Source organism: Thalassospira sp. HJ (genome assembly GCF_000948415.1).
Taxonomy (GTDB): domain Bacteria; phylum Pseudomonadota; class Alphaproteobacteria; order Rhodospirillales; family Thalassospiraceae; genus Thalassospira.
Genome location: NZ_JYII01000007.1, coordinates 145,804 through 167,505 on the forward strand (window position 1 = coordinate 145,804; position 21,702 = coordinate 167,505).

General features: G+C 55.1%; 19 protein-coding genes. 11 read left to right on the forward strand and 8 right to left on the reverse strand.

What is annotated here, in order from left to right; all coding sequences use genetic code 11:
* Positions 1-33: 33 nt before the first annotated feature.
* Positions 34-1,029 (forward strand): hypothetical protein, encoded by a 996-nt coding sequence (locus UF64_RS04660; RefSeq protein WP_152630602.1) that lies wholly within the window; start codon positions 34-36, stop codon positions 1,027-1,029.
* 11 nt (positions 1,030-1,040) lie between these two features.
* On the opposite strand, the gene UF64_RS04665 is transcribed toward UF64_RS04660, so the two are convergent.
* Positions 1,041-1,673 carry a 2-hydroxychromene-2-carboxylate isomerase gene (locus tag UF64_RS04665; protein ID WP_044827459.1) on the reverse strand — a complete coding sequence of 211 codons (633 nt, stop codon included), beginning with the start codon at positions 1,671-1,673 and terminating at the stop codon, positions 1,041-1,043.
* 120 nt (positions 1,674-1,793) lie between these two features.
* On the reverse strand, positions 1,794-2,267 hold the full coding sequence (locus UF64_RS04670; protein ID WP_008890579.1) for an Lrp/AsnC ligand binding domain-containing protein: 474 nt from the start codon (positions 2,265-2,267) through the stop codon (positions 1,794-1,796).
* A 205-nt stretch (positions 2,268-2,472) separates the two neighbouring features.
* On the opposite strand from UF64_RS04670, the gene putA reads away from it, so the two are divergent.
* The 3 genes from putA to UF64_RS04685 all read left to right on the forward strand — a co-directional run bounded on the left by putA (position 2,473) and on the right by UF64_RS04685 (position 7,553).
* Positions 2,473-6,276 carry a bifunctional proline dehydrogenase/L-glutamate gamma-semialdehyde dehydrogenase PutA gene (gene putA / locus UF64_RS04675; protein WP_044827460.1) on the forward strand — a complete coding sequence of 1,268 codons (3,804 nt, stop codon included), beginning with the start codon at positions 2,473-2,475 and terminating at the stop codon, positions 6,274-6,276.
* A 249-nt stretch (positions 6,277-6,525) separates the two neighbouring features.
* Complete coding sequence (locus UF64_RS04680) at positions 6,526-7,155, forward strand: BON domain-containing protein (protein WP_044827461.1); 630 nt, start codon at positions 6,526-6,528, stop codon at positions 7,153-7,155.
* Between the two features lie 164 nt (positions 7,156-7,319).
* A complete protein-coding gene (locus tag UF64_RS04685) occupies positions 7,320-7,553 on the forward strand; it encodes a bacterioferritin-associated ferredoxin (protein WP_044827462.1) in 234 nt (77 codons plus the stop codon).
* A 91-nt stretch (positions 7,554-7,644) separates the two neighbouring features.
* Here UF64_RS04685 and UF64_RS04690 read toward each other — a convergent pair whose 3' ends face one another.
* Positions 7,645-8,694, reverse strand: coding sequence for a Glu/Leu/Phe/Val dehydrogenase dimerization domain-containing protein (locus tag UF64_RS04690; RefSeq protein ID WP_044827463.1), 1,050 nt, complete (start codon positions 8,692-8,694; stop codon positions 7,645-7,647).
* A 541-nt stretch (positions 8,695-9,235) separates the two neighbouring features.
* Here UF64_RS04690 and UF64_RS04695 point away from each other — a divergent pair.
* The gene (locus UF64_RS04695) at positions 9,236-9,469 is read left to right on the forward strand and encodes a hypothetical protein (protein ID WP_044827464.1); all 234 of its coding nucleotides are present in this window, start codon (positions 9,236-9,238) and stop codon (positions 9,467-9,469) included.
* A gap of 112 nt (positions 9,470-9,581) precedes the next feature.
* On the opposite strand, the gene UF64_RS04700 is transcribed toward UF64_RS04695, so the two are convergent.
* The 4 genes from UF64_RS04700 to UF64_RS04715 form a co-directional block, all read right to left on the reverse strand.
* A complete protein-coding gene (locus UF64_RS04700) occupies positions 9,582-10,172 on the reverse strand; it encodes a 2-hydroxychromene-2-carboxylate isomerase (protein ID WP_044827465.1) in 591 nt (196 codons plus the stop codon).
* 152 nt (positions 10,173-10,324) lie between these two features.
* Complete coding sequence (locus UF64_RS04705) at positions 10,325-11,497, reverse strand: endo alpha-1,4 polygalactosaminidase (protein ID WP_044827522.1); 1,173 nt, start codon at positions 11,495-11,497, stop codon at positions 10,325-10,327.
* Between the two features lie 32 nt (positions 11,498-11,529).
* Positions 11,530-12,666, reverse strand: coding sequence for an NAD(P)/FAD-dependent oxidoreductase (locus UF64_RS04710; RefSeq protein ID WP_044827466.1), 1,137 nt, complete (start codon positions 12,664-12,666; stop codon positions 11,530-11,532).
* Positions 12,667-12,712: 46 nt separating this feature from the next.
* Positions 12,713-13,702, reverse strand: a complete 990-nt coding sequence (locus UF64_RS04715) for a hypothetical protein (RefSeq protein WP_235284964.1) — start codon at positions 13,700-13,702, stop codon at positions 12,713-12,715.
* Positions 13,703-13,941: 239 nt separating this feature from the next.
* Here UF64_RS04715 and UF64_RS04720 point away from each other — a divergent pair, with 239 nt between their 5' ends.
* The 6 genes from UF64_RS04720 (at position 13,942) to pgmG (ending at position 20,280) form a co-directional block, all read left to right on the forward strand.
* Complete coding sequence (locus UF64_RS04720; RefSeq protein ID WP_044827468.1) at positions 13,942-14,841, forward strand: division plane positioning ATPase MipZ; 900 nt, start codon at positions 13,942-13,944, stop codon at positions 14,839-14,841.
* A 67-nt stretch (positions 14,842-14,908) separates the two neighbouring features.
* The gene (locus tag UF64_RS04725) at positions 14,909-15,631 is read left to right on the forward strand and encodes a hypothetical protein (RefSeq protein WP_044827469.1); all 723 of its coding nucleotides are present in this window, start codon (positions 14,909-14,911) and stop codon (positions 15,629-15,631) included.
* On the forward strand, positions 15,631-16,458 hold the full coding sequence (locus tag UF64_RS04730; RefSeq protein ID WP_044827470.1) for a DnaJ domain-containing protein: 828 nt from the start codon (positions 15,631-15,633) through the stop codon (positions 16,456-16,458). The genes UF64_RS04725 and UF64_RS04730 overlap by 1 nt, the downstream gene beginning before the upstream one ends.
* Positions 16,459-16,571: 113 nt before the next feature.
* The gene (gene galU / locus UF64_RS04735) at positions 16,572-17,459 is read left to right on the forward strand and encodes a UTP--glucose-1-phosphate uridylyltransferase GalU (RefSeq protein ID WP_044827471.1); all 888 of its coding nucleotides are present in this window, start codon (positions 16,572-16,574) and stop codon (positions 17,457-17,459) included.
* Between the two features lie 80 nt (positions 17,460-17,539).
* Positions 17,540-18,856 (forward strand): UDP-glucose/GDP-mannose dehydrogenase family protein, encoded by a 1,317-nt coding sequence (locus UF64_RS04740; RefSeq protein WP_044827472.1) that lies wholly within the window; start codon positions 17,540-17,542, stop codon positions 18,854-18,856.
* A gap of 8 nt (positions 18,857-18,864) precedes the next feature.
* A complete protein-coding gene (gene pgmG / locus UF64_RS04745) occupies positions 18,865-20,280 on the forward strand; it encodes a phosphoglucomutase/phosphomannomutase PgmG (RefSeq protein WP_044827473.1) in 1,416 nt (471 codons plus the stop codon).
* A gap of 86 nt (positions 20,281-20,366) precedes the next feature.
* Here pgmG and UF64_RS04750 read toward each other — a convergent pair whose 3' ends face one another.
* On the reverse strand, positions 20,367-21,635 hold the full coding sequence (locus tag UF64_RS04750; RefSeq protein WP_044827523.1) for a D-alanyl-D-alanine carboxypeptidase: 1,269 nt from the start codon (positions 21,633-21,635) through the stop codon (positions 20,367-20,369).
* Positions 21,636-21,702 lie beyond the last annotated feature (67 nt).

Genomic DNA, 21,702 nt, shown 5'->3' on the forward strand with positions numbered 1-21,702 from the left:
CGTTGGTCGAAAGAATGCAGGAATTTCAATGCAATGAAGGTTGCTTTTTGCTGCGGCGCACCTAGTCGGTTTTGTTTACAGGGGGCGCCTTCGCAGAATACACTCATGTTTGGAGACACATGGAGATGGTTCGTGCTCGAGTTTGGTTGGCGTAAAAAAGAAAAATCTTATACGGCTTTGATCTGGCTTATGTTTTTGTCGGTGCTTGCAGGCCCTTTCGCCACAGCGCCGGTGCAAGCGCAGGAAGCCGTAAGCAATATTCATTGGCTCAAGGCTGATGTTCCACCGATCGGCATTTCGAGTGGTCCGCTGGCTGGCAAGGGGGTGCATGGCGGTATCGTGAAAGCCCTTTTGGGGCATGAAGCCGGTCCGGGGATGGTTGAGGGGCATGCAAACATAGCCCGACTGTTCAGCTTGATAAAATCGGGCAACTATTGCGTGCCCGGACTAATCAAAACCTCCGAGCGCGAAGAGTTCGTCTATTTCACCGATCATCCGACTGCTGTGCTTGATACCAGTCATCTGGTTTATGCTGCCAGCAACAAGAAACTGCGCGATAAAATTGATGAAAATGTCTCGCTCAGGCAATTGCTTGGGGATGGTTTTGTTGTCGGGGTCGGGGCGGGCATATCTTATGGCGACGGGATTGATGAGATCATCCAGAGCTATGAGGGGGAGTCTGTCGTGATCCGCCATCCAACGCCGAATTTCATCGAGCCGATCCTGTCGATGATTGAAATGGAGCGGGTGGACTTTTCACTGGCACCGCCTTGGGCGATTACCTGGCTGCTTTTGAACGAGAAGCTCAAGCCTCGGGATGCAAAAATGCCAAAGGTCATCACCCATCCATTTCGCGAGGCATCGACAAAAACCAATTATCACGTGGCCTGCACCAAGAATGACTGGGGCAGACAGGCCGTCGCGCTGCTAGATGAAAAGTTGACCCGTGCGGATGTGCAGCAGGCGCTTGATCGCAATGCGAGAGTCTGGATGTCAGTCAAGAACGCGCAAGAGCATTTGCTGGATTAGAGTGGGGCTGGTTAGTCGGCAGGGTCGTCGATCAAGCTGCCGGCTGCCCCTTTGCGCAGTGAAATCCACTGGGCGAGCTGGTCAATGCGGTCATTTCCGAAGAAGGGTTCGTCTTCGTAAAAGAAGAAAGGCGAGCCGAATGCGCCCATGGCAATCGCATCTTCGGTAACGGCGCGGACATGGTCTTTCCATTTCTGGGATTCGACGGCAGCGCGCATTTCGCTGGCATTGATAGAATGGCGGGTCGCGGCGGCAAAGACATTTTCCGGGTTGGCCATATCAAGCCCGTCGCCGAAATAGCCGCGATAGATATCCATGGCAAACTTGCGTGCCAGCATTGGCGAACGCGATTCAAGCCAGTAATAGGCCCGGGTCGGTACCAGTGCGGCATATGGAAAGTTCGTCGGGATTTGGAACGGAACATTTTGCAACCGTGCGCAGCGTTCCATGTCATGTCGGAAATAGGGGCCACGGATCGGCTGATCGAGAAGCGGGCTTTGCCCGGTCTGCTTGAAGGCCGCGCCAATCATGAAGGGGCGCCAGACCACCGTAACGCCAAGACGCTTTTCGAACTCTTCCATCCGTTCGGCGGCAAGGTAGCCATAAGGTGACGAGAAATCGAAATAGAAGCTGACTTCAGACATGTTCCTGCACCCGTTTTCCGTTTTTGTTTGAACAACAACTTTGCCCTACAGATCTTCTGTCTGCTTTGGTGGGCGTGATCTTGATCTATTAAGTTGTTGCGAATCAACAAAAAAGTGAAATCACGGAATAACGATGCCCGGCCGGACTTTTACTTCTTCCATCACAACATATGTATGAGTCTGACCGACCCCCTGAACCGAAGACAGACGTTCGAGGAACTCGCGATAGGCGTACATGTCCTCAACCCTTAGCTTGGCAAGATAGTCGAAACCGCCCGCGACCATGTGGCATTCTTCGATCTCTGGCAGCTTTTTGATCGCGGCCGCAAAAACGTCAAAAACGTCAGGTGTGGTACGATCAAGGGTGATTTCAACGAAGACCACCAGCGACTGGTTAAGCTTTCGCGGATCGAGTGTCGCCATATAGCCGGTAATAAAGCCGTTTTGTTCAAGGCGGCGCACACGTTCAAGGCACGGGGTCGGGCTTAGATTGACCCGGCGCGACAGTTCAACATTGGACATGCGACCATCATTTTGCAGCTCGCGGAGGATCTGTTTGTCGATCTTGTCCAAGCTTTTGTGGTTCTTCTGCATTTTAAATATCCAGCCAGTGTTTGTGACTACAAGAATATAAAATCCGTGGATGATATATCGTAATTTAGCCAAAAATGGCAGCACATTTTTCGGATGAAATAATATTGTCTGTCGCCATAGAGGTGCAAAAGGCTCCGAAGCGCTTGGAAAAACGTGCGTTCTTCGGGGTCGGCAAAAGTCCAACATCAGGGAGAGGCTTTAAAACATGTTCCGTACCGACTTGCCCCAACCGAACAAAATCCGCCAGACGATCCGCGATTCCTATCGCGCTGATGAAGAGGCCGTCGTTGAACGCCTGATCGAAACCGCGCGTCTTTCCCCGGAACAGACCGCACGTGTTCAGGGCCGCGCCTATCAGCTGGTTGCCCGCGTGCGCAGTGCCGATAACGGCAAAAGCGGCATAGATGCCCTGCTGCACGAATACGAGCTTTCCAGCAAGGAAGGCGTCATCCTGATGTGCCTGGCCGAGGCATTGCTGCGTGTGCCCGATGCGGTCACCGCCGACAAACTTATTCAGGACAAGCTGTTTGATGCCGATTGGCAAAGCCATCTGGGCCATTCCGACAGCTTCTTTGTCAACGCATCGACCTGGGGGCTGATGCTGACCGGGCGGGTGATCAAGTTTGGCAAGGCCGAAAAGGCTGATCCCAGCCGTCTGATCAAACGCATGATCGGTCGTTCGGGCGAGCCGGTCATTCGCAAGGCGTTCAATCACGCGATGCGCATCATGGGCCGCCAGTTCGTGATGGGCCGCACCATTGACGAAGCATCCGAACGCGCCAAGGCGAATGAGGAAAAAGGCTATCGCTATTCCTATGACATGCTGGGCGAAGCCGCCCGCACAATGAAGGATGCAGATCGCTATTATAAGGCATACGAAACTGCCATTCACGATATTGGCCGCGTTGCCAATGGTCGCGGCCCGATCGACAGTCCGGGTATTTCGGTCAAGCTGTCGGCGATCCATCCGCGCTATGACTTTGCCAACTACGAACGGGTAATGAGTGAACTGACCCCGCGGCTTAAGGAACTGGCGCTGCTGGCGAAGAAATACGATATCGGCTTCACCGTCGATGCCGAGGAAGCCAACCGTCTTGACCTGTCGCTTGATGTTATCGGTACGGTCTTTGCCGATCCGGATCTTGATGGCTGGGAAGGTTATGGTTTGGCGGTTCAAGCCTATCAGAAGCGTGCCTATCACGTTCTGGAATGGCTGGCGGATCTTTCGACCAAGGTCGGGCGTAAGATGATGGTCCGCCTTGTGAAGGGCGCGTACTGGGATACCGAAGTCAAATTCAGTCAGGAAAACGGCTTTGACGGTTATCCGGTCTTTACCCGCAAGGCATCGACCGATGTGTCCTATTTGGCCTGTGCCAAATTGATGCTGTCGCGTCGCGATGCGTTCTATTGCCAGTTCGCAAGCCACAACGCGCATACCGTGGCGTCAATCCTTGAGATGGCGGGCAATGACCGCACCTTTGAATTCCAGCGCCTGCATGGCATGGGCGAAGCACTTTATGAGCAGATCGTCGATAAGAACGGTGAGAACGTACCGTGCCGTGTTTACGCACCGGTCGGTACCCATGAAGACCTTCTGGCCTATCTGGTGCGTCGTCTGCTTGAAAACGGGGCCAACACCAGCTTTGTGAACCGTATTCAGGACGAACAACTGCCGATCGAGGAAATGATCGCCGATCCGATCGAAAAGATGGCAGCCCTTCCGCGCAAAGGCCATCCGAAGATCCCGGCGCCGATTGACCTTTATGGTGCAACGCGTGTGAACTCGCGCGGGATTGACCTGACCGATACCGAAAAGCTTTTGCCGCTGAGTGCCAAGCTTGCCGAGATCAAGGACAAAACCTGGAACGCAGCGCCGCTGATTGATGGCAAGTTGGTATCGGGCACCCCGATTGATGTCATCAACCCGGCGAAACTGAATGAAAAGGTCGGTGACCTTGTTCAGGCGACCGAGGCCGATGTTGAGGCCGCCGTTGTCGCAGCCGTGAAGGGTTATGAAACCTGGAACAAGACACCGGCAAGCGACCGGGCAAAGGCGCTGCGCCGTCTGGGTGATCTGCTTGAAGAAAACATGGACGAGTTCATCGCCCTTTGTCAGCGCGAAGCAGGCAAGCTTTACCTTGATGGCGTTGCCGAGGTGCGTGAGGCCGTCGATTTCTGCCGCTATTATGCCAACCGGGCAGAGGAAACCTTCCGCGAAGGCAGCCCGCTTGAAGGTCGTGGCGTGATCGTTTGCATCAGCCCGTGGAACTTCCCGCTGGCGATCTTCCTTGGTCAGGTGACAGCAGCACTGGCAGCAGGAAATGCTGTCATTGCCAAGCCGGCAGAGCAGACTTCACTGGTTGCCGCCCGTGCGGCAGAACTGATCCTTGAATCCGGTGTGCCGGGATCGGCATTCCAGCTGGTGCCGGGGCCGGGCCGTGTGATCGGTAATCAGCTGATCAATGACCCGCGCATTGCCGGTGTGGCCTTTACCGGCTCGACCGAAACCGCACAGGTCATCAACCAGGCGCTGGCAAAGCGCCCGGGCGTGCCATTGCCGCTGATTGCGGAAACCGGTGGTCAGAACGCGATGATTGTGGATTCGACCGCACTCCCAGAACAGGTGGTGCAGGACGCGATCATTTCCGGCTTCCAGTCGGCGGGTCAGCGTTGTTCGGCCCTTCGTGTGCTGTTCGTGCAGGAAGACATTGCCGATAAGCTGTGCGACATGCTGGTCGGCGCGATGAAGGAACTGCGGGTTGGTGATCCGAAGTTCCTTGATATCGATGTCGGTCCGGTGATTGACGAGAAATCGCGCAAGGTGCTGGAAGCCCATGCCGAGCGCATGAGAAAGGAAGCCAAGCTTCTGCATGCCTGTGACACACTTCCTGAATGCCAAGGCGGCAATTTCTTTGCCCCGCATTGCTTCGAAATTCCGTCGATCGAGGTGCTGGAACGCGAAGTGTTCGGCCCGGTCGTGCATATGGTGCGCTACAAGGCGCGTGACCTGCCCAAGATTCTTGATCAGATCAATGCATCGGGTTACGGCCTGACGCTGGGGATCCATTCACGTATCGATACCACCGTGCGGGAGATTTCCCAGAAGCTGCGTGTTGGCAACTGTTACGTAAACCGTAACCAGATCGGTGCGGTGGTTGGTGTTCAGCCGTTCGGCGGGCAGGGTAAATCGGGTACCGGTCCAAAGGCCGGTGGTCCGCACTATGTCGAACGCTTTGCCAAGCCGATTGCGCATGCCCAGACCATTTCCAACGATACGGCCTCGGACGACCGCGCGCCGATCATCGTCAAGGACGTCATTGCGGCCAACGAATATGCCGCGATGTTGGCAGCTCAGGAAGAATGGCAGGCAACTGATGGCAACGCGCGCGTGACCATCCTTGAAAAGCTGTCGGCCAAAATGGATGCATCGGGGAATGATGCATTGATGGCGGGTGCGGATCATGTCGCGAACTTTGCCGCCCTTTCGGAAAACGGCTTTGTCGCGCCGACCCGGATGCCCGGGCCGACCGGCGAAACCAATGACCTTTATTGTCAGGGGCGTGGGGTTTATCTGGTGCAGGCGGACAAGGACGTCGAACCGGCAAAGATTATACGTCATTTGGGGGCGGCCTTGGCCGCGGGCAATGCGGTGATCCTGGCTGGTGATCAGAAGTGGCTTGCCGATATTCCGGCACTGGCCCAACAGGCAGGTCTTCCGGCGAAGCTTGTGAAGGCCGTCGGGACCAATACCGGTCTTGGTGCCATGTATGATGGTGACATCGCCGGGGTATCCTGTGTCGCCACCCTTGATCGGGTGACCTCGTTCAAGCAGCTGCTGGCGAAACGCGATGGCGCGATCCTGTCGCTGATTTCCGATAGCGGGGCCGAGGATGACGGTGCACTGCCTGATGAGGCCTTCCTGCATCGCTTTGCCACCGAAAAGACGATCACGATCAACACCACGGCTGCCGGGGGTAACGCATCCCTGATGTCGATGGAAGAAGATTGATCAAAGCTAGGCTGTCGGCCTTGTAATCGTGACTTCTGCAAATGGACCGGAAAGGAATTTCCGGTCCATTTTTCTATCTTTTATTCATGAACTCTGATGTAGGATGCGTCCGGCTTACATAAGGTCGGGCTTTTTTTCGTCAAAATTGGCTGCAATAGCTATTGGCCGGAACAGTTCACGTCCTGCGGCGTTGGAACTGACGCAAGAAGATTGACCCATGTCGGGCAGGCATGAACAAGGAGAACAGGAATGATCAAGGTGACCCGCGGTTTTGGCCGTGTCCTGAAAACGGTATCGGTATGTGCGCTGTTGGCGGTGCCGCTTGCGGCTTGTGGGCCGTTGCAGATGCCGTTGGAAGACCGCACAGGCAATGACCAGTGGCTCGATACCCAGATCAAGTCCGGCATCCTTGGTGAGTTCTCCAAGGTTGATCACACCTATCTGATGGATGTGAATATCGATATCTGGGAACAGAATGTCATGGTCACCGGCATGGTGGATTCCAAGGGCAAGTATTACGACGTCATGTCGCTGGTCAAACAGGACAACCGCATCAAAACCGTCCATGACCATCTGGTGATTGCCGATCAGGAAACGATTGATGCCTACCATGCGGCCGAAGACGAATACGGCAAGAATGCCGTCCCGACGGATTCGGCCACCCAGTCGGTATCCGATGTCTGGATCGAAAGTCAGATCAAGGCATTGTTATTGGCCGAAAAAGGTGTGAGCTCCGTCAACTATCGTTGGCAGTCAGTGCAGAATGTCGTCTACATCATGGGCGAAGCACAAAGCAGTGCAGAGCTTGAAAAGGTGCTTTCCATCGTGCGCCGGATCAAAGGTGTGACCAAGGTCGTCAGCCACATTGCAACGGCCTGATACACCGATCACCTTGTGATAAAACAGTTTTTTGGAAATTCCCCGCAGGCGTTCGTCTTTGTGGGGAATTTTTTTGTCCGGATTTGTTGCAAAAGTGTTTGAAAACCATTCGCATTTAATTTAGAGGTGATTTCACGTAATTAATAACTGATTGCAATCGCACCATGTATGTCTGCATTTGTAATGCGCTCAAGGAAAAAGACGTCCGCCATGCCGCCGAGCAGGGCGGGGCAACACGTCCGGCGGACGTGTTCCGTTTCCATGGATGCGCACCGCAATGTGGTAAATGCGCCTGCCATATGCGTGCTGAGCTGCTTCAGGCAAAGACCTGCGGCAATTGCGATTGTGATGATGCAGCAGCTGTAACGGCAAATATCGAACCGATTGCCGCCGAATAAGGCGCTCCCCAATATTCCAGCGAAACGAAAAAGGCGAAGCCATATGGCCTCGCCTTTGTTGTTTGTGCCTGATGCGGTTTGAGCAGGGCCGTTATTTCTTCAGACCAAAGCGTTCTTCGGCCAGACGATCGGCGACAAAGCCGGTCGACAGGTTCTGCTCCTTGGCGCGTTTGAAAATTTCGCGCACGGTTTCGCCGATGCCTTCGATATGCATGTTGGTTTCGGCCACGGTTTTGCCTTCGCGGCAGTAATAGACTTCGACCACACCGCCAGCATTGATGACGTAATCCGGGGCATACAAGATGCCGGCTTCGCGCAACATCTCGCCGTGGCGATCATGTTCCAGCTGGTTATTGGCCGCACCGGCAATTACGCCGACCTTGAGTTCATCGATCGATTTGTCGTTGATGACCCCGCCCAAGGCGCAAGGGGCAAGGAGATCGGCCTCAACCGACAGGATTTTATCAACCGGAACTGCGGTTGCACCAAATTCCATGGCGGCGGCCTTCATGCTGGCGGCATTAAGGTCGGCAACAATCAGCTTGGCGCCAGCAGCATGAAGCATCCGGCACAGGTGATAGCCAACGTGCCCCAGCCCCTGAACCGCGACGCGCATGCCATTCAGGTCGTCACTGCCATGCTTGAATTTGACCGCTTCCTTAAGCCCGATGAAAACGCCATAGGCGGTAAAGGGCGACGGGTCGCCGGTGCGTGCCGGGTCCTTGCCATCATTGATGCCGCCGACATGTTTGGTCTGGCTTGCGATATGGCCCATGTCTTCGGGGCTGGTGCCGACATCCTCGGCCACGATATAGCGCCCGCCAAGCTGTTCGACAGCACGACCCATGGCGCGGAAGAATTCCGGTGTCTTCTGGCTGCGCGGGTCACCGATAATGACAGACTTGCCGCCGCCAAGCGGCAGATTGGCAAGGGCCGACTTGTAGGTCATGCCGCGCGACAGCCGCAAAACATCATGGATGGCTTCCTGTTCGCTGGCATAGGGCCACATGCGACAGCCGCCAAGCGACGGGCCAAGGTTGGTGTTATGGACGGCGATGATGGTTTTCAGACCGGTGGATTTGTCGCTGGCAAAGACGACCTGTTCATGGTCGTCAAAGGCGATATCGGAAAAGACGTTCATCCTCTTGCAGCCTCCTGGCAGCATCATTGTTCCGGTGCAGGCTGTTTCCTGCTTATCCCTTTATGTTTGATGCATCGGGCTTTTGATCAATTTCTAATTCCCGGAAGTTGGAAAAAAGACCGTTTCGGTTGAGGCGCTACTGTGGTGTGGAATTATTCTGAGTCTGTCGGAATTACTTTGTAATTTTATTGCGCGAGATGTGCGGTGCAAAATGTCTCGGTTGTCGACCAGAGCGCCAAATTCAGCTTTTGGCGGATTCTCTGGCAGTGTGCATTTTAGGACTTTTGGATCGGCCAATTTATGTTGCGGTGCACATTCGGTGATTTGTCCTGAATCAGGGAATTGATCATGCGGCCATGCCAAATTCGCACTTGAAACCGGAGCAATTAATCAGGAAATATGAATCAACCGGATAATTTACGGCTCGTTAAGGAGCGAAACGTAGACTCACGGTTGGGTATCTTGTGGTTGAGATTCCCGGTTCAGGACAGGTTGGCGTCTGGGCGGCGCCAGCGAACAAAAAGTAAGGAGAGCGGCGGAAATGTCTGCATTCACAGACCATCGCCAAACCGTTTATGAGGTTGAGCTGCACAATCAGGCTGTGCGCGAGTGTGTCAAAGAGAACCGATCCCACGATCTCTTTGATGACCGTTGGGCTGATGTTCAAACTCATGAAGTTGCGGCAAGCGACGAATCCAAGGCCCTTGCCATGATCGAAAACAGCTATCCGTCAGAAGACGGTTTCGTTGTCGATCACGTCAAACGCCTTGGCTGATTTACGCTAAGCGGGCAGAGATATGGTCCATGGGGTATGCATGGACGAAAACACATCGGGCGGGGTAATCCCCGCCCGATGTGTTTCTGGATGATGCTATGAATGCGAATGATCAGGGCAGGGCGCGGTCGACAAAATCCAGACGATCCTGACCCCAGAACATTTCGTTGCCGACGAAATAGGTCGGCACGCCAAAGATATTGCGCTCGCGCGCCGAATGACAATTGTCGTCATAGATCTTGGCAACAGCCGGAAGATCAGCATTTTCCAGATATTCGGTCGAAAGGCCGCTTGAGACCAGCGCATCGCGCACGGTCGCGGGCAATGAAATATCGCGTTCACGCAGCCAGATATCACCCATCAGGGTTTCTGTCAGGTCGCTGACATCCTTGCCGTCTTCCTGAACCGCAATGATGGTGCGTGCTGCTAGCGTTTCATCCACCGGGAAATGCGTCGGGTGCAGATTGATCGGAATGCCAAGATGCTCCGACCAGCGTTTTAGTTCGACAAGGCGGTATTCCTGACGCGGTTGCGGGCGTTTCGCCAGCGGCACGCCCCCACCATGTTCCCAGACATCGGCCGCCCGGCAGGGTTTGTGAATGATGCTCACGCCATGCTTTTTGGCAATGTCGACAGCGCGGCGAAACCCGAAAAAGGACCACGGGGATTGCACGAAGAAATAATGGATGATCGGCTCGGACATGTCGGCCTCCTGTGTCTGCTGGGCAGATGTTGTTTTTCAATGGGCTTTACACTGCCCAAGCAGACATGCTTCGTCAAACACCTGTCATGACGAGACAGGAGAAATCCGTTCATATGTTTGTGATGGTCTTGGCGAACAGGTGGGGCTGGGATTTAGTAATCCAGCCACCAGGCATATTCATCAATACCCGCCATCAGGACGCCATCAAAGCCAAGCTTCATGATGTTGCCAAGATAGCTGTTCTCGCTGCCAAAGATGATGCTTTGCCATTCGCGGGTCCAGTAATGGACGTGGTTTTCCTGACCCCAACGGGCCATCAGGTTGCCTTCGCTGATGAAATCGGGGCTACCGGCCCGCCATCCGCTTTGCCAGTAATAGCGATAGGTCTCAGCCGTTGCGATATTGAGGTATGAAATCAGCGTGCGCGGTGTACCAGTCTGCTTATAGCGCAGCCGTTTCATATCATCATAGGTCAGCGGAATGGTGCCGCGATGGAACGGATCAAAGATCAGCGTGTCATAGTTGGTCGCAACCAGCGCGTCGACATAGGCATCCTTGGTGCCATAGGGAGAGCTATCAAGCACCATGGCATAGTTTTTGGCCTGCCGGATGTTGTCGATCACATGCGGGTTGGAACCAAACGGCGTGCTGGGCACCTTTGCCAGCGATGAAAGCTGCATGCCGGGCGGCGGGGCGGCGTAATAAAGCGCATCAAGTCCCCTGAGCTGAGCGCGTGCCTTGTCCATATCTGCCCGGTTTTCGGTGTAATCGACGGCGATATATTGCAGCCCCTCGAGCTTGAGGCGCTCCAGATAGCCAAGGATATATTTGGTTTCTTCAGCATTGGTCGCTTCGCCGTATTTATCGAAACCGTAAAACGGGGCTTCGACCATGATGGCATCAAGCGCGCGCAGATAGTTGCGTGCCGGCTCGGCAACGCCACGGGTGGCAAACAGGGTCTTTTCAAGGAATTCAGTCAGCTCAAGCCCGTTCATGGCAATGATCGAAAAATCACTGCGATAGCTTTTCGCCCAACGACTGATCGCGATGACGTAATCGCGCATTTCCTCGATGAAATCTTTTTCCGGTTTGCCGGTATTGATGCCGCTTCGGCCGTCGCTCAGGCTATTGGGGGGCGGGATAAAAGGTTCGAGTTCCTGTGCGAAAGCACCAAGCGGCGAGCTTGCCAGCAAGGCACCACCAAGTCCGGCAGCACCGGTGCCAAGGAAGTTTCGGCGCGAGATGGATCTGGGCGCGGCTTGCCCGCCTGACGTGATTGGCGTCGGTTGGATCTGCCGTGACTTGCTGTGACGTTGCTTGGCCATGCCTTTATCCATCGTTGATTATATTGGCGATATTATGATGCCGCCTGCATGTTGCCTTGCGCTGTGATCAGCTCGGTCACCCGGTTGCCAATCGCAAGCGATGCAGTAAGACCCGGTGATTCAATACCATAGAGCATTACAAGACCATTAAGCCCGTGCTGTTTTTCATCGGCAATCATGAAGTCGCGTGCGGCTTCGCCCGGCGCCTGAATTTTTGGGCGCACCCCGGCATAGCCAGTCTGAAGGGCGCTCTCATCAAGGTCGGGGTAATATTTGCGGATGGCTTCGGCAAAGGCCGCCCGGCGTTCCTCGGGAACATCATAGTTCGGCGCATCAACCCAGGTGACATCCGGGCCAAAGCGCGCCTGGCCGCCCATGTCAAGGGTCAGGTGGATGCCAAGCCCAGCCTGTTCCGGTGCCGGATAAATCAGGGTGGAAAACGGTGCCTTGCCCGACAGGGTGAAATAACAGCCGCGTGCATAATGCTGTGGCGGCAAGGTTGCGGGCGGCAGACCGGCAAAATTGCGGCCCAATGTCTGGGTGTGCAGGCCGCCAGCAACGATCAGTTCCGCGCAGGTCAGGCTCATTTCCTCGCCATCGGCATCGGTGGTGCTGACGATATAAAGCCCGTTTTCAAAGCTGACTGATGTGACCTTGGTATTGATTGCAAGGGTCGCGCCGTTATTTTCCGCCTCACCAAGCAGGGTGACCATCAGCTGGTGGCTGTCGACGATGCCGGTCGACGGGCTTTCCAGTGCGCCAACGCAATGAAGGAGCGGTTCGCGTTCAAGGGCCTCTTCGCGCGAGATCCAAACCAGATCGTTCACACCGTTTTCCGCAGCCTTTTCCGTGATCCCGGCCAATGCGGTCATCTGGTCTTCGGCGGTGGCGACGATCAGCTTGCCGGTGTGTTTGTGTTCGATGCCGTTTTCCGCGCAGTAGCGGTACAGCATCTCTCGCCCGGTAACGCAAAGCTCTGCCTTCAGGCTGCCTTTCGGATAATAGATCCCGGCATGGATGACTTCGCTATTACGTGCGCTGGTCTCAGTGCCAATTGCATCATGCTGCTCAATGATCAGGACTTCGCGCCCCGTGCGTGCAAGAGAACGGGCACAGGCCAGTCCGACGACGCCTGCACCGATGACGATGGTTTGAATATCTGTAGTCATGATCACTAATGTCTTGGTTGGGATGTGGGAAAACGTTGGTCAGGTTTTAGTTGGCTTGGCGGAAATAGACAGCCTGTCCCTGATTGTCTTTGCCGTTGCCGGTAACAATTGCGGGGGATTCGCTGGTGTAGTGGCCGCGCGCAAAGCTGCTGTCGTTACAATAGACGTACCAGCTGCCAAAGGGCAGTGTATCGCTTTGATACGCGCCGCCTTCATGGCGCCAGATGCCTTCGCAATGACGGCTATCGTCATCAAGGATCATCGTGCCTTCACCCGAAGGCTGATCAAAGCGAAGCTTGCCAGTGCCGCGCACCGATTGCCAATTGGTGATGATATCAATGCCATCAATCGGCGGCGGTGTGGTTTCGCCTTCGGGCTGCTGAAGGGCGCTGTCATCAACCGGTCCCGCGACAGCCGCTGCAATTGCGGAATTTTCCGGCAATTCAAGGGTAAGACGGCCAAAGAACCCGGCGGCGAATTCCTGTGCATCGATCATCGGCAGGCCATTGAGCGGCGCGCTGGTGCCACTTGTCGCCTGCACCTGTGTCGGGGTGCAGTAATACCCCAGAAGGCGGCTGCCGCGCTGGGCTGGTGTTTGCGGATCCCATTGCCCGACAAAGGAAACACATTGCGATCCATTGCGGGTAAAGGGCGACAGGGCAATTGCACCGTATCGGGTTTCCTGCACGAAGTTCGCACCATTCAGGCTGCTGCGCCCCTTTAGGTTATCGAACATATCAAGCAGCTGCTCGGACGCCATGGCGGTGCTGAAGCGAAAGCCGGGGGCAGAGGTTGTGTAAACGGTTTCAAGGTAAAGGTCGCTTGCCGCAGCAGGTGATTCGCTCACCGATTGCTGCGCATACCAGCGCCCGACAAAAACCGTGCTGTTGTCGCGATATTGACGCAGGAAGCTGTTCTGGCCGTCGGTGTTTGTGACAAACAGAACCGGGCTCTGGTCTTGCGGGATTTGTTCGAACCCACCGGTTTGCTGTGCCAGCGCGATCTGGGGTGCTGCCACCAGAAGGCTTGCAAACATGCTGCCGATCAAAGCCGCCCGATACTTCACATTGCGTCCTTTCAGTTTGTTTTCAGGCGCATTTTTGCGTTGCGCTACTCTTATGTTTACCTTTGTGCTTCTAGATTGGCTAGGGGGCAGTCACCTGCAGGATGTGAGTCAGATCGCTTTTACCTTGATTTTTGGGGTTAAACGGGCTCATTGGGGAGATTGGCCTTGGGGACAAAGACAATAAGCCTGAAGATACGGAGCATTTTATCATGACGGTGCAACAGACCGGCGCAGACGGGGACAGCGCGGGCCAGCAGACGGCAACGGACAAGCAGCCGCCGTCCAATCGCGCCCATGTAATCGTGATCGGCAATGAAAAGGGCGGGTCGGGCAAATCGACAACCGCGATGCATTTGATCGTTTCCCTGATGAAGATGGGTTTCAAGGTCGGATCGCTCGATATCGATGCCCGGCAGGGGACGCTGACACGCTATGTCGAAAACCGGATCGCCTTTAACGACAAAAAGGGCCTGAAACTTCCGGTGCCCGAACATCGCCCGATCTATCGCAGTGAATTGTCTGATGGCAACGAAGCCAAGCTTGATGAGCGCGAACGCTTTACCACGGCCCTTGGTGAAATGGTGGTCAGCTGCAATTTCATCGTCATGGATTGCCCTGGGAGTGACAATTACCTGTCGCGTCTGGCGCATGCCTGTGCCGATACCCTGATCACCCCGATCAATGACAGCTTCATTGATCTTGATATGCTGGCCCGTATCGATCCGGATAACCTGTCGATCAAGGGGCCAAGCATCTATGCCGAGATGGTCTGGGATGCGCGCAAGCGCCGTGCAGCCATTGATGGTGGTACGATTGACTGGATTGTGATGCGCAATCGCCTGTCGCACCTTGATGCGCGCAACAAACGCGATATCGCCGAAATCGTTGAAAAGCTTGCGGATCGCATCCGGTTCCGTCAGGCACCTGGCTTTGGCGAACGCGTGATTTACCGCGAATTGTTCCTCAAGGGGCTGACGCTTCTGGACTTGCGTGAGAAGGGCGTTGGCATCCCGATGAGCATGTCGCATATGGCGGCCCGTCAGGAAGTCAGATCGCTTCTCGAAGTGATCGGCTTCAAACCAGCCGATGGCGAGGAGTTGCCGATCTGACGGCATCTGGCCTATATCTTGTGGGACATGAAATTGTCCAACCGGAATATGAAGCAGGCAGGGCTCCTTGACGCGCAAAGATATCATTTCTGAGACATCCGGGGCCAAGGAGGTGGCAGACTTCCTTGTTAAGGCGCGCGAACTTGCGGTGCATGCACCGTCGTCGGGGCCTGCGCAAGGGCGTCTGATCTTTGCCATGGACGCAACCGCCAGCCGCCAGCCCAGTTGGGATCATGCCGCCGTAATTCAGGCCGAGATGTTTGAGGCGGTGGACGGCGTTGGCGCCCTTGATGTGCAGCTTGTGTTCTTTCGCGGACTTTCGGAATGCAAATCAAGTGGCTGGTGCCGCAATGCCAAATCCTTTCGCGATTATATCACCAAGGTTACCTGTCGGGCGGGGCACACCCAGATCGAACGTGTTCTGGCCCATGTCGAACGGGAAGCCAGCGATAAAAAGATCGATTCCTTGATTTATGTCGGCGACTGTATCGAAGAAAATCCTGATCATCTGGCCCCGATTGCCGGCAAACTGGCGCTCAAGGGGGTTAAGGCATTCATGTTTCAGGAGGGCCATGACAGGGACGCGGCATTTGCCTTTGGCGAGATTGCCCGCATAACCGGCGGTGCTTTCATGCAGTTTGATGCCAGTGCGGCTGGCAAGCTTCGCGATTTGCTGGGTGCTGTGGCAAGTTACGCCGTCGGCGGGCAGGAAGGTCTTTCGATCTATCAAAAGAAAACCGGTTCCGACGAAGTGCTTAGGCTCGGTCACCAATTGCGAAAGCCGCGTTGATGCAGTGGTTGTTGATTGGCATCGCCGCATTTGTCGGTGTCGGGTTCTTTATCCGATGGATGACAGAGGCCGAGCCCAAAGAAATCCGCAAAATTGTCTTATTTCTGATCATCTTGGTGTTGATCATGCTTGCCGGTTGGTTGTTGCTCACCGGCAAAATTGCCGCGATGGGTGCAGCTTTGGCGGCGATGGTGCCGTTTTTGGTGCGCATGTTGAAGCTTGGATTCCTGTGGCCGATTTTGCGCAGGATTTTCGCATCAACGCGAAAACGTGCCCAGCCGGGAAGTTTTGGCACCCGCACGGCCGGTGCTGGATCAAGTTCGGAAATTCGCACTGAATTTCTGCATATGGTGCTTGATCTTGAAACCGGGCAAATGCGTGGTGGTGTTGTCAGCGGCCCCTATGCCGGTGCCGATCTTGACAGCTTGGGACTTGACGACTTGCAGTCGCTTTATGTTGACTGTTGCAGTGCAACCGACCAAAGCCGGGCGGTTCTGGAGGCCTATCTTGACCGTCGTCCCGATTGTGCGGGATGGCAAAACTGGCACCAGGGTGACCACGGCGAAGACGGAGCACAAAACGGAGGAAACGACCGCAACTATAACGAGCAAGGCCGTGAAGGCGAAAGGAGTTCAAGCGCGTCTGGCATGACGGCTGATGAGGCCCGGAAAATCCTTGGTGTTGGCGAAAACGCCACCCGCGAGGAGATCAACCGGGCCTATAAAAAGCAGATCAAGGCTGTCCATCCCGATCATGGTGGATCGGACTATCTGGCCTCAAAGATCAATGCCGCGCGAAGCCTTTTGTTACGGCTATGTAAAGATTAGCGTCAATAATACGTGCGCTTGCTTGATCCGTGTTCTGGAAATGTGGCAGAAGCATATATGCAGGCAATTCCGACATGGACTGGCGTGCAGCGGTTGAAAAAGGAACCTATTGAATGTCAAAAAGAATCAAGAAGGCAGTTTTCCCGGTTGCAGGTATGGGAACCCGCTTTTTGCCCGCCACCAAGGCGATGCCAAAAGAAATGCTGCCGGTCGTTGACAAGCCGCTTATTCAATACGCTGTCGAAGAAGCCATTGCTGCAGGCATTGAAGAATTCATTTTTGTCACCGGTCGCGGCAAAACCGCGATTGAGGACCATTTTGACCGTTCCGCCGAACTTGAAGCCATCCTGAAAGAGCGCGGCAAGGAAGACGCGCTTTCCAAGGCGCTTGAAATGATTCCGGAAAATGGTCGTGTCACCTATACCCGTCAGGGCAATCCGCTGGGGCTTGGTCATGCTGTTTTGTGCGCCAAGTCGCTGGTTGGCGATGAGCCGTTTGTCGTGCTGCTGGCCGATGACCTTATCCAGTCAAAAGTTCCCTGCATGAAGCAGATGGTTGATAGCTATGGCCGCACCGGCGGCAACATGGTTGCCGTTATGGATGTCCCGCGCGAGGAAGTTCACCGTTATGGTGTTCTTGAGATTGAAGGCACCAATGGTCGCCTTGTCAGCGCATGCGGCATGGTTGAAAAACCCAAGCCTGAAGAAGCGCCGTCGACCCTGTCGGCTATCGGGCGCTACATCCTTGATCCGGGCATCTTCGATGTGCTTGAAAATATTCCGCGCGGTGCTGGTAATGAAATCCAGTTGACCGACGCATTGGCGGCCATGATCGGTCACGTGCCGTTCTATGGTTACAACTTTGAAGGCCGTCGTTTCGATTGCGGCAACAAGATCGGCTTCCTGAAAGCCACCATGTCATTTGCACTGGCGCGTGAAGATATGCGTGACGATGTTCGTCAGCTTATTCACGAATTCGCCCAAGGCGAAGCAGCGCAATAACCACTCATGTCAACCATGACCGACCGGAACAGAATGATGAATTGTTTCGGTCGGGACTTACTTAGCAGGATAGAACCTCCATGCGCGTAGCTATGATCGGGACCGGATATGTTGGTCTTGTTTCCGGTGCCTGTTTTTCCGAATTCGGTACGGACGTCGTTTGTGTCGACAAGGATGTGGAAAAAATCGCCCGTCTCGAAGACGGTATCATGCCAATCTACGAGCCCGGCCTGGATGTTCTGGTTGAGAATAACGTCAAGGCAGGTCGTCTGACCTTCACCACCAGCCTCAAGGAAGGGGTCAAGGACGCGGACGCTGTCTTTATTGCCGTCGGCACCCCGACCCGTCGTGGCGATGGCCATGCCGATCTGAGCTATGTCTATGCTGCGGCCGAAGAAATCGCCGAAGCCATGGATGGTTTCACGGTTATCGTGACCAAATCGACCGTTCCAGTCGGGACGGGCCGCGAAGTGGAACGCATCATTCGTGAAAAACGCCCGGATGCCGAATTCGCGGTGGTTTCGAACCCCGAATTCCTGCGTGAAGGTTCGGCGATTGGCGATTTCATGCGCCCGGATCGTGTCGTTATCGGTACCAGTGACGAACGGGCACGCGAAGTGATGTCCGATCTCTATCGTCCGCTGTATCTGATCGAAACGCCGATTGTCTTCACCACCCGTGAAACCTCGGAAATGATCAAATATGCGGCCAACACCTTTCTGGCGGCCAAGATCACCTTTATCAACGAAATTGCCGATCTCTGCGAGAAAGTCGGGGCGGACGTGCATGACGTTGCGCGTGGCATCGGTCTTGATGGCCGTATTGGCAAAAAATTCCTGCATCCCGGGCCTGGCTATGGCGGGTCCTGCTTCCCGAAAGATACCTTGGCGCTAGTCCGTACTGCCCAGGAATATGACAGCCCGCTACGCATTATCGAAACGGTTGTTGATGTGAATGCCAAGCGCAAAAAGGCAATGGCAGATCGCGTGATTTCGGCTTGTGGCGGTTCTGTTGCGGGCAAGACTATCGGCATCCTTGGCCTTGCCTTTAAGCCCAACACCGATGACATGCGTGATGCGCCGAGCCTTGATATCGTGCCCGCCCTTATCGCGGCAGGTGCCAATGTAAAGGCCTATGACCCCGAAGCCATGGAAGAAGCCAAAAAGCTCCTTGATGGCATTTCTTATTGCGAGAACGCCTATGACACGGTCGAGGGTGCGGATGCGATGGTTGTCCTGACCGAGTGGAACGAATTCCGCGGTATGGACCTTGATCGTATCAAGGACGCGCTCAAACACCCGATCGTTGTTGATCTGCGTAACGTTTATGACCCGACTGAAATGACTGAAAACGGTTTCAGCTATTCCTGTGTCGGTCGTGCATCTATCGGAGGCTAATCCAAATCATGACGAATTCTGCCGGACACAAGTTTGATAGCTCTGTTTTGCGCGAATATGACGTGCGTGGCGTTGTGGGCGAAACCCTGCATCCAGCTGACGCCAACGCGCTGGGCAAGGCATTCGGCACCATGGTGCGCAGATCCGGTGGGAAACGCGTTGCCTTGGGGCGTGATGGCCGCCTGAGCTCGCCAGAACTGGCCACAGCACTCGCAGAAGGCATTCTGTCGACCGGTTGCGACGTCGTGCGCATTGGTCGCGGCCCGACCCCGATGCTTTATTTCACGGTTTATGATGAAAAGACCGATGCGGGCATCATGGTTACCGGTTCGCACAACCCGTCAAACTACAACGGCTTCAAGATGCTCAATGCTGGCAAGTCTGTGTTTGGCGATGCCATTCAGGAACTTGGCAAAATTGCCGCTGCCGGTGATTTTGAAACCGGGCAGGGCAGCGCATCCGATATCAAGATCGAAGATCGCTTTGTTGAACGACTTCTGGCCGAACTTGATTGTGATGTGCCCAATCCGATGACGATTGTCTGGGACTGCGGCAATGGTTCTGCCGGTGATGTTGTGCGCAAGCTGACAGCAAAGCTGCCGGGGACGCATCATCTGCTGTTTGATGATATCGACGGCAACTTCCCGAACCACCATCCCGATCCGACGGTTGAAGCCAACCTGGTTGATCTCAAGGCCGCTGTTGCCAAACACAATGCCGACTGGGGTGTCGCCTTTGACGGCGATGGTGACCGGATTGGTGTGATTGATGGCATGGGCAATGTGCTTTGGGGCGATCAGCTGCTTCAGATCTATGCGGCGGATGTTCTGCAGCGCCAGCCGGGTGCTGCGATTATTGCCGATGTAAAGGCCAGCCAGACTCTGTTTGACGAGGTCAACCGGATTGGTGGCAAGGCCATCATGTGGAAGACCGGTCACTCCCTGATCAAAACCAAAATGATCGAGGAAAAGGCACCGATCGCCGGCGAAATGAGCGGCCACATCTTCTTTGCCGAACGCTATTATGGCTATGACGATGCGACCTATGCTGCTGTGCGGCTCTATCGCATTCTGGTGCAAAGTGGCAAAAGCCTTGCCGAATGGCGCGCAGCGATGCCGGTCGCCGTCAATACGCCGGAAACCCGCATCGATTGCCCGGATGATCGCAAGTTCGCCCTGATCGAGGAAGTCCGTGCGCGTCTGGCTGAAGCCGGTGCCGAAGTTAGTGGCATTGATGGCGTACGCGTCAGCACCGAAGACGGCTGGTGGCTGCTGCGTGCATCCAACACCCAGCCGGCCATTGTGGCCCGCTGTGAAGCGGGTGATGAAGCAGGCCTGAAACGCCTTAAAGGGCAGGTGACCGATCAGCTGGTTAAAAGCGGTTTGTCCTCGGACGACTTCTTTGCCCCGGGTGGTGGACACTAAGTCCCAAGCGATAACGTCAAAACTGAAAAAGCCCGTCAGAACACTCTGACGGGCTTTTTTGTATCTCTTTACTTGGTCGGCGGCTGTTAGCCAGCGTCACCAGCATTTACCGGGATGCAGGCGACGTTTTCGCGCTTGAGTGCGGCGCAGGCGGCGCGTGCCTCGGTCTCGCCATCAAAGCCCAGCAGGCGGGCGCGATAGACGATACCGGTGCCGCTGGATTGCTGTTCGACGGCGGCACGTGTCAGGCGCAGAACATCGGGTGCAGTGCGCGCAGCGGCAAGAACGGCTTCCTGTGCACGGCGCTGGTCGCTAAACGCGCCAACCTGAATGCCCCAACCTGCATCGGTTTCGGGTTTCAGGCGGGTTACGACCGTTTGCGTATCAATGCGGCCCGGCTGTTCGGCTTCGCGCAGCGTATTGCGTTTGGCAATCAGCAACTGGGCGTCGGCCGGCAGGATCTTGTCTTCCGGGCTGATACGCGGACGTGGAACAACGATCTCGCCTTCTTTGGTCAGTTTGACATAGGCCTGATCGAGAAGCTTTTTCATCTGATCATCGCGGGTACGTGCAGTACGCCCGCCAAAGACAACACCGATCAGGCGTTTGCCATTGCGATTGACCGACGCAACAAGGTTAAAGCCCGATGCGTTGATATAGCCGGTCTTGATCCCGTCGGTGCCATAGTAGGACGCCAGAAGATTGTTGTGGTTGCCATAGGTGCGGTTGCCAAAACGGAACTTCTGGGTGGCAAAGTAATGATAGTAGCTGCCGTAATTCTTGCGAAGCGCCACAGCCAGTTTGATCATGTCGCGTGCGGTGGTCATCTGCCCGCGGTTGGGCAGGCCCGACGCATTGCGGAACGTGGTCCGCGTCATGCCAAGGCGGCGTGCCTCGGATGTCATCATCTGGGCAAACTTGATTTCCGTGCCGCCAAGATGCTCGGCAACAACAACTGCGATGTCATTGGCTGATTTGGTTACCAGTGCCAGGATCGCGTCCTTGACCGAAATGGTTTCACCGGCCTTAAGGCCCAGTTTGGACGGGGCCTGACCCCAGGCGCGTTTGGAAACCTTCATGCGAGTCGAAAGCGACACCTTGCCGTGTTCGAGTGCATCAAAGACCATATAAAGGGTCATGATTTTGGTCAGGGATGCCGGATAGACCTTATGGTCCGGGCGGTATTCATGCAGCGTTTCGCCAGTATCGCCATCAATGATCATCGCCGTATAAGTCCGCGCAAGGGCAGCGGACGGCGAAAGAACCGTGACTGAGATGATTGCGACCAGACACAAAAGCACAGGAACAAGGCCACGCATGCAAAGCGTGCGTGCGGCGGACTGAGCTTTGGCCATTGCATTTGGCCCGGCAAGGGTCATTAAACGCATTATATCGGGCTCGGCTTTGAGGTTTCCCCAAGAA

Excerpts from the sequence above, each read along its gene's own strand:
- UF64_RS04660 (WP_152630602.1), top strand. The coding sequence starts at position 34 with ATGAAGGTTGCTTTTTGCTGCGGCGCACCTAGTCGGTTTTGTTTACAG.
- UF64_RS04665 (WP_044827459.1), bottom strand. The coding sequence starts at position 1,673 with ATGTCTGAAGTCAGCTTCTATTTCGATTTCTCGTCACCTTATGGCTAC.
- UF64_RS04670 (WP_008890579.1), bottom strand. The coding sequence starts at position 2,267 with ATGCAGAAGAACCACAAAAGCTTGGACAAGATCGACAAACAGATCCTC.
- putA (WP_044827460.1), top strand. The coding sequence starts at position 2,473 with ATGTTCCGTACCGACTTGCCCCAACCGAACAAAATCCGCCAGACGATC.
- UF64_RS04680 (WP_044827461.1), top strand. The coding sequence starts at position 6,526 with ATGATCAAGGTGACCCGCGGTTTTGGCCGTGTCCTGAAAACGGTATCG.
- UF64_RS04685 (WP_044827462.1), top strand. The coding sequence starts at position 7,320 with ATGTATGTCTGCATTTGTAATGCGCTCAAGGAAAAAGACGTCCGCCAT.
- UF64_RS04690 (WP_044827463.1), bottom strand. The coding sequence starts at position 8,694 with ATGAACGTCTTTTCCGATATCGCCTTTGACGACCATGAACAGGTCGTC.
- UF64_RS04695 (WP_044827464.1), top strand. The coding sequence starts at position 9,236 with ATGTCTGCATTCACAGACCATCGCCAAACCGTTTATGAGGTTGAGCTG.
- UF64_RS04700 (WP_044827465.1), bottom strand. The coding sequence starts at position 10,172 with ATGTCCGAGCCGATCATCCATTATTTCTTCGTGCAATCCCCGTGGTCC.
- UF64_RS04705 (WP_044827522.1), bottom strand. The coding sequence starts at position 11,497 with ATGGCCAAGCAACGTCACAGCAAGTCACGGCAGATCCAACCGACGCCA.
- UF64_RS04710 (WP_044827466.1), bottom strand. The coding sequence starts at position 12,666 with ATGACTACAGATATTCAAACCATCGTCATCGGTGCAGGCGTCGTCGGA.
- UF64_RS04715 (WP_235284964.1), bottom strand. The coding sequence starts at position 13,702 with ATGTTTGCAAGCCTTCTGGTGGCAGCACCCCAGATCGCGCTGGCACAG.
- UF64_RS04720 (WP_044827468.1), top strand. The coding sequence starts at position 13,942 with ATGACGGTGCAACAGACCGGCGCAGACGGGGACAGCGCGGGCCAGCAG.
- UF64_RS04730 (WP_044827470.1), top strand. The coding sequence starts at position 15,631 with ATGCAGTGGTTGTTGATTGGCATCGCCGCATTTGTCGGTGTCGGGTTC.
- galU (WP_044827471.1), top strand. The coding sequence starts at position 16,572 with ATGTCAAAAAGAATCAAGAAGGCAGTTTTCCCGGTTGCAGGTATGGGA.
- UF64_RS04740 (WP_044827472.1), top strand. The coding sequence starts at position 17,540 with ATGCGCGTAGCTATGATCGGGACCGGATATGTTGGTCTTGTTTCCGGT.
- pgmG (WP_044827473.1), top strand. The coding sequence starts at position 18,865 with ATGACGAATTCTGCCGGACACAAGTTTGATAGCTCTGTTTTGCGCGAA.
- UF64_RS04750 (WP_044827523.1), bottom strand. The coding sequence starts at position 21,635 with ATGGCCAAAGCTCAGTCCGCCGCACGCACGCTTTGCATGCGTGGCCTT.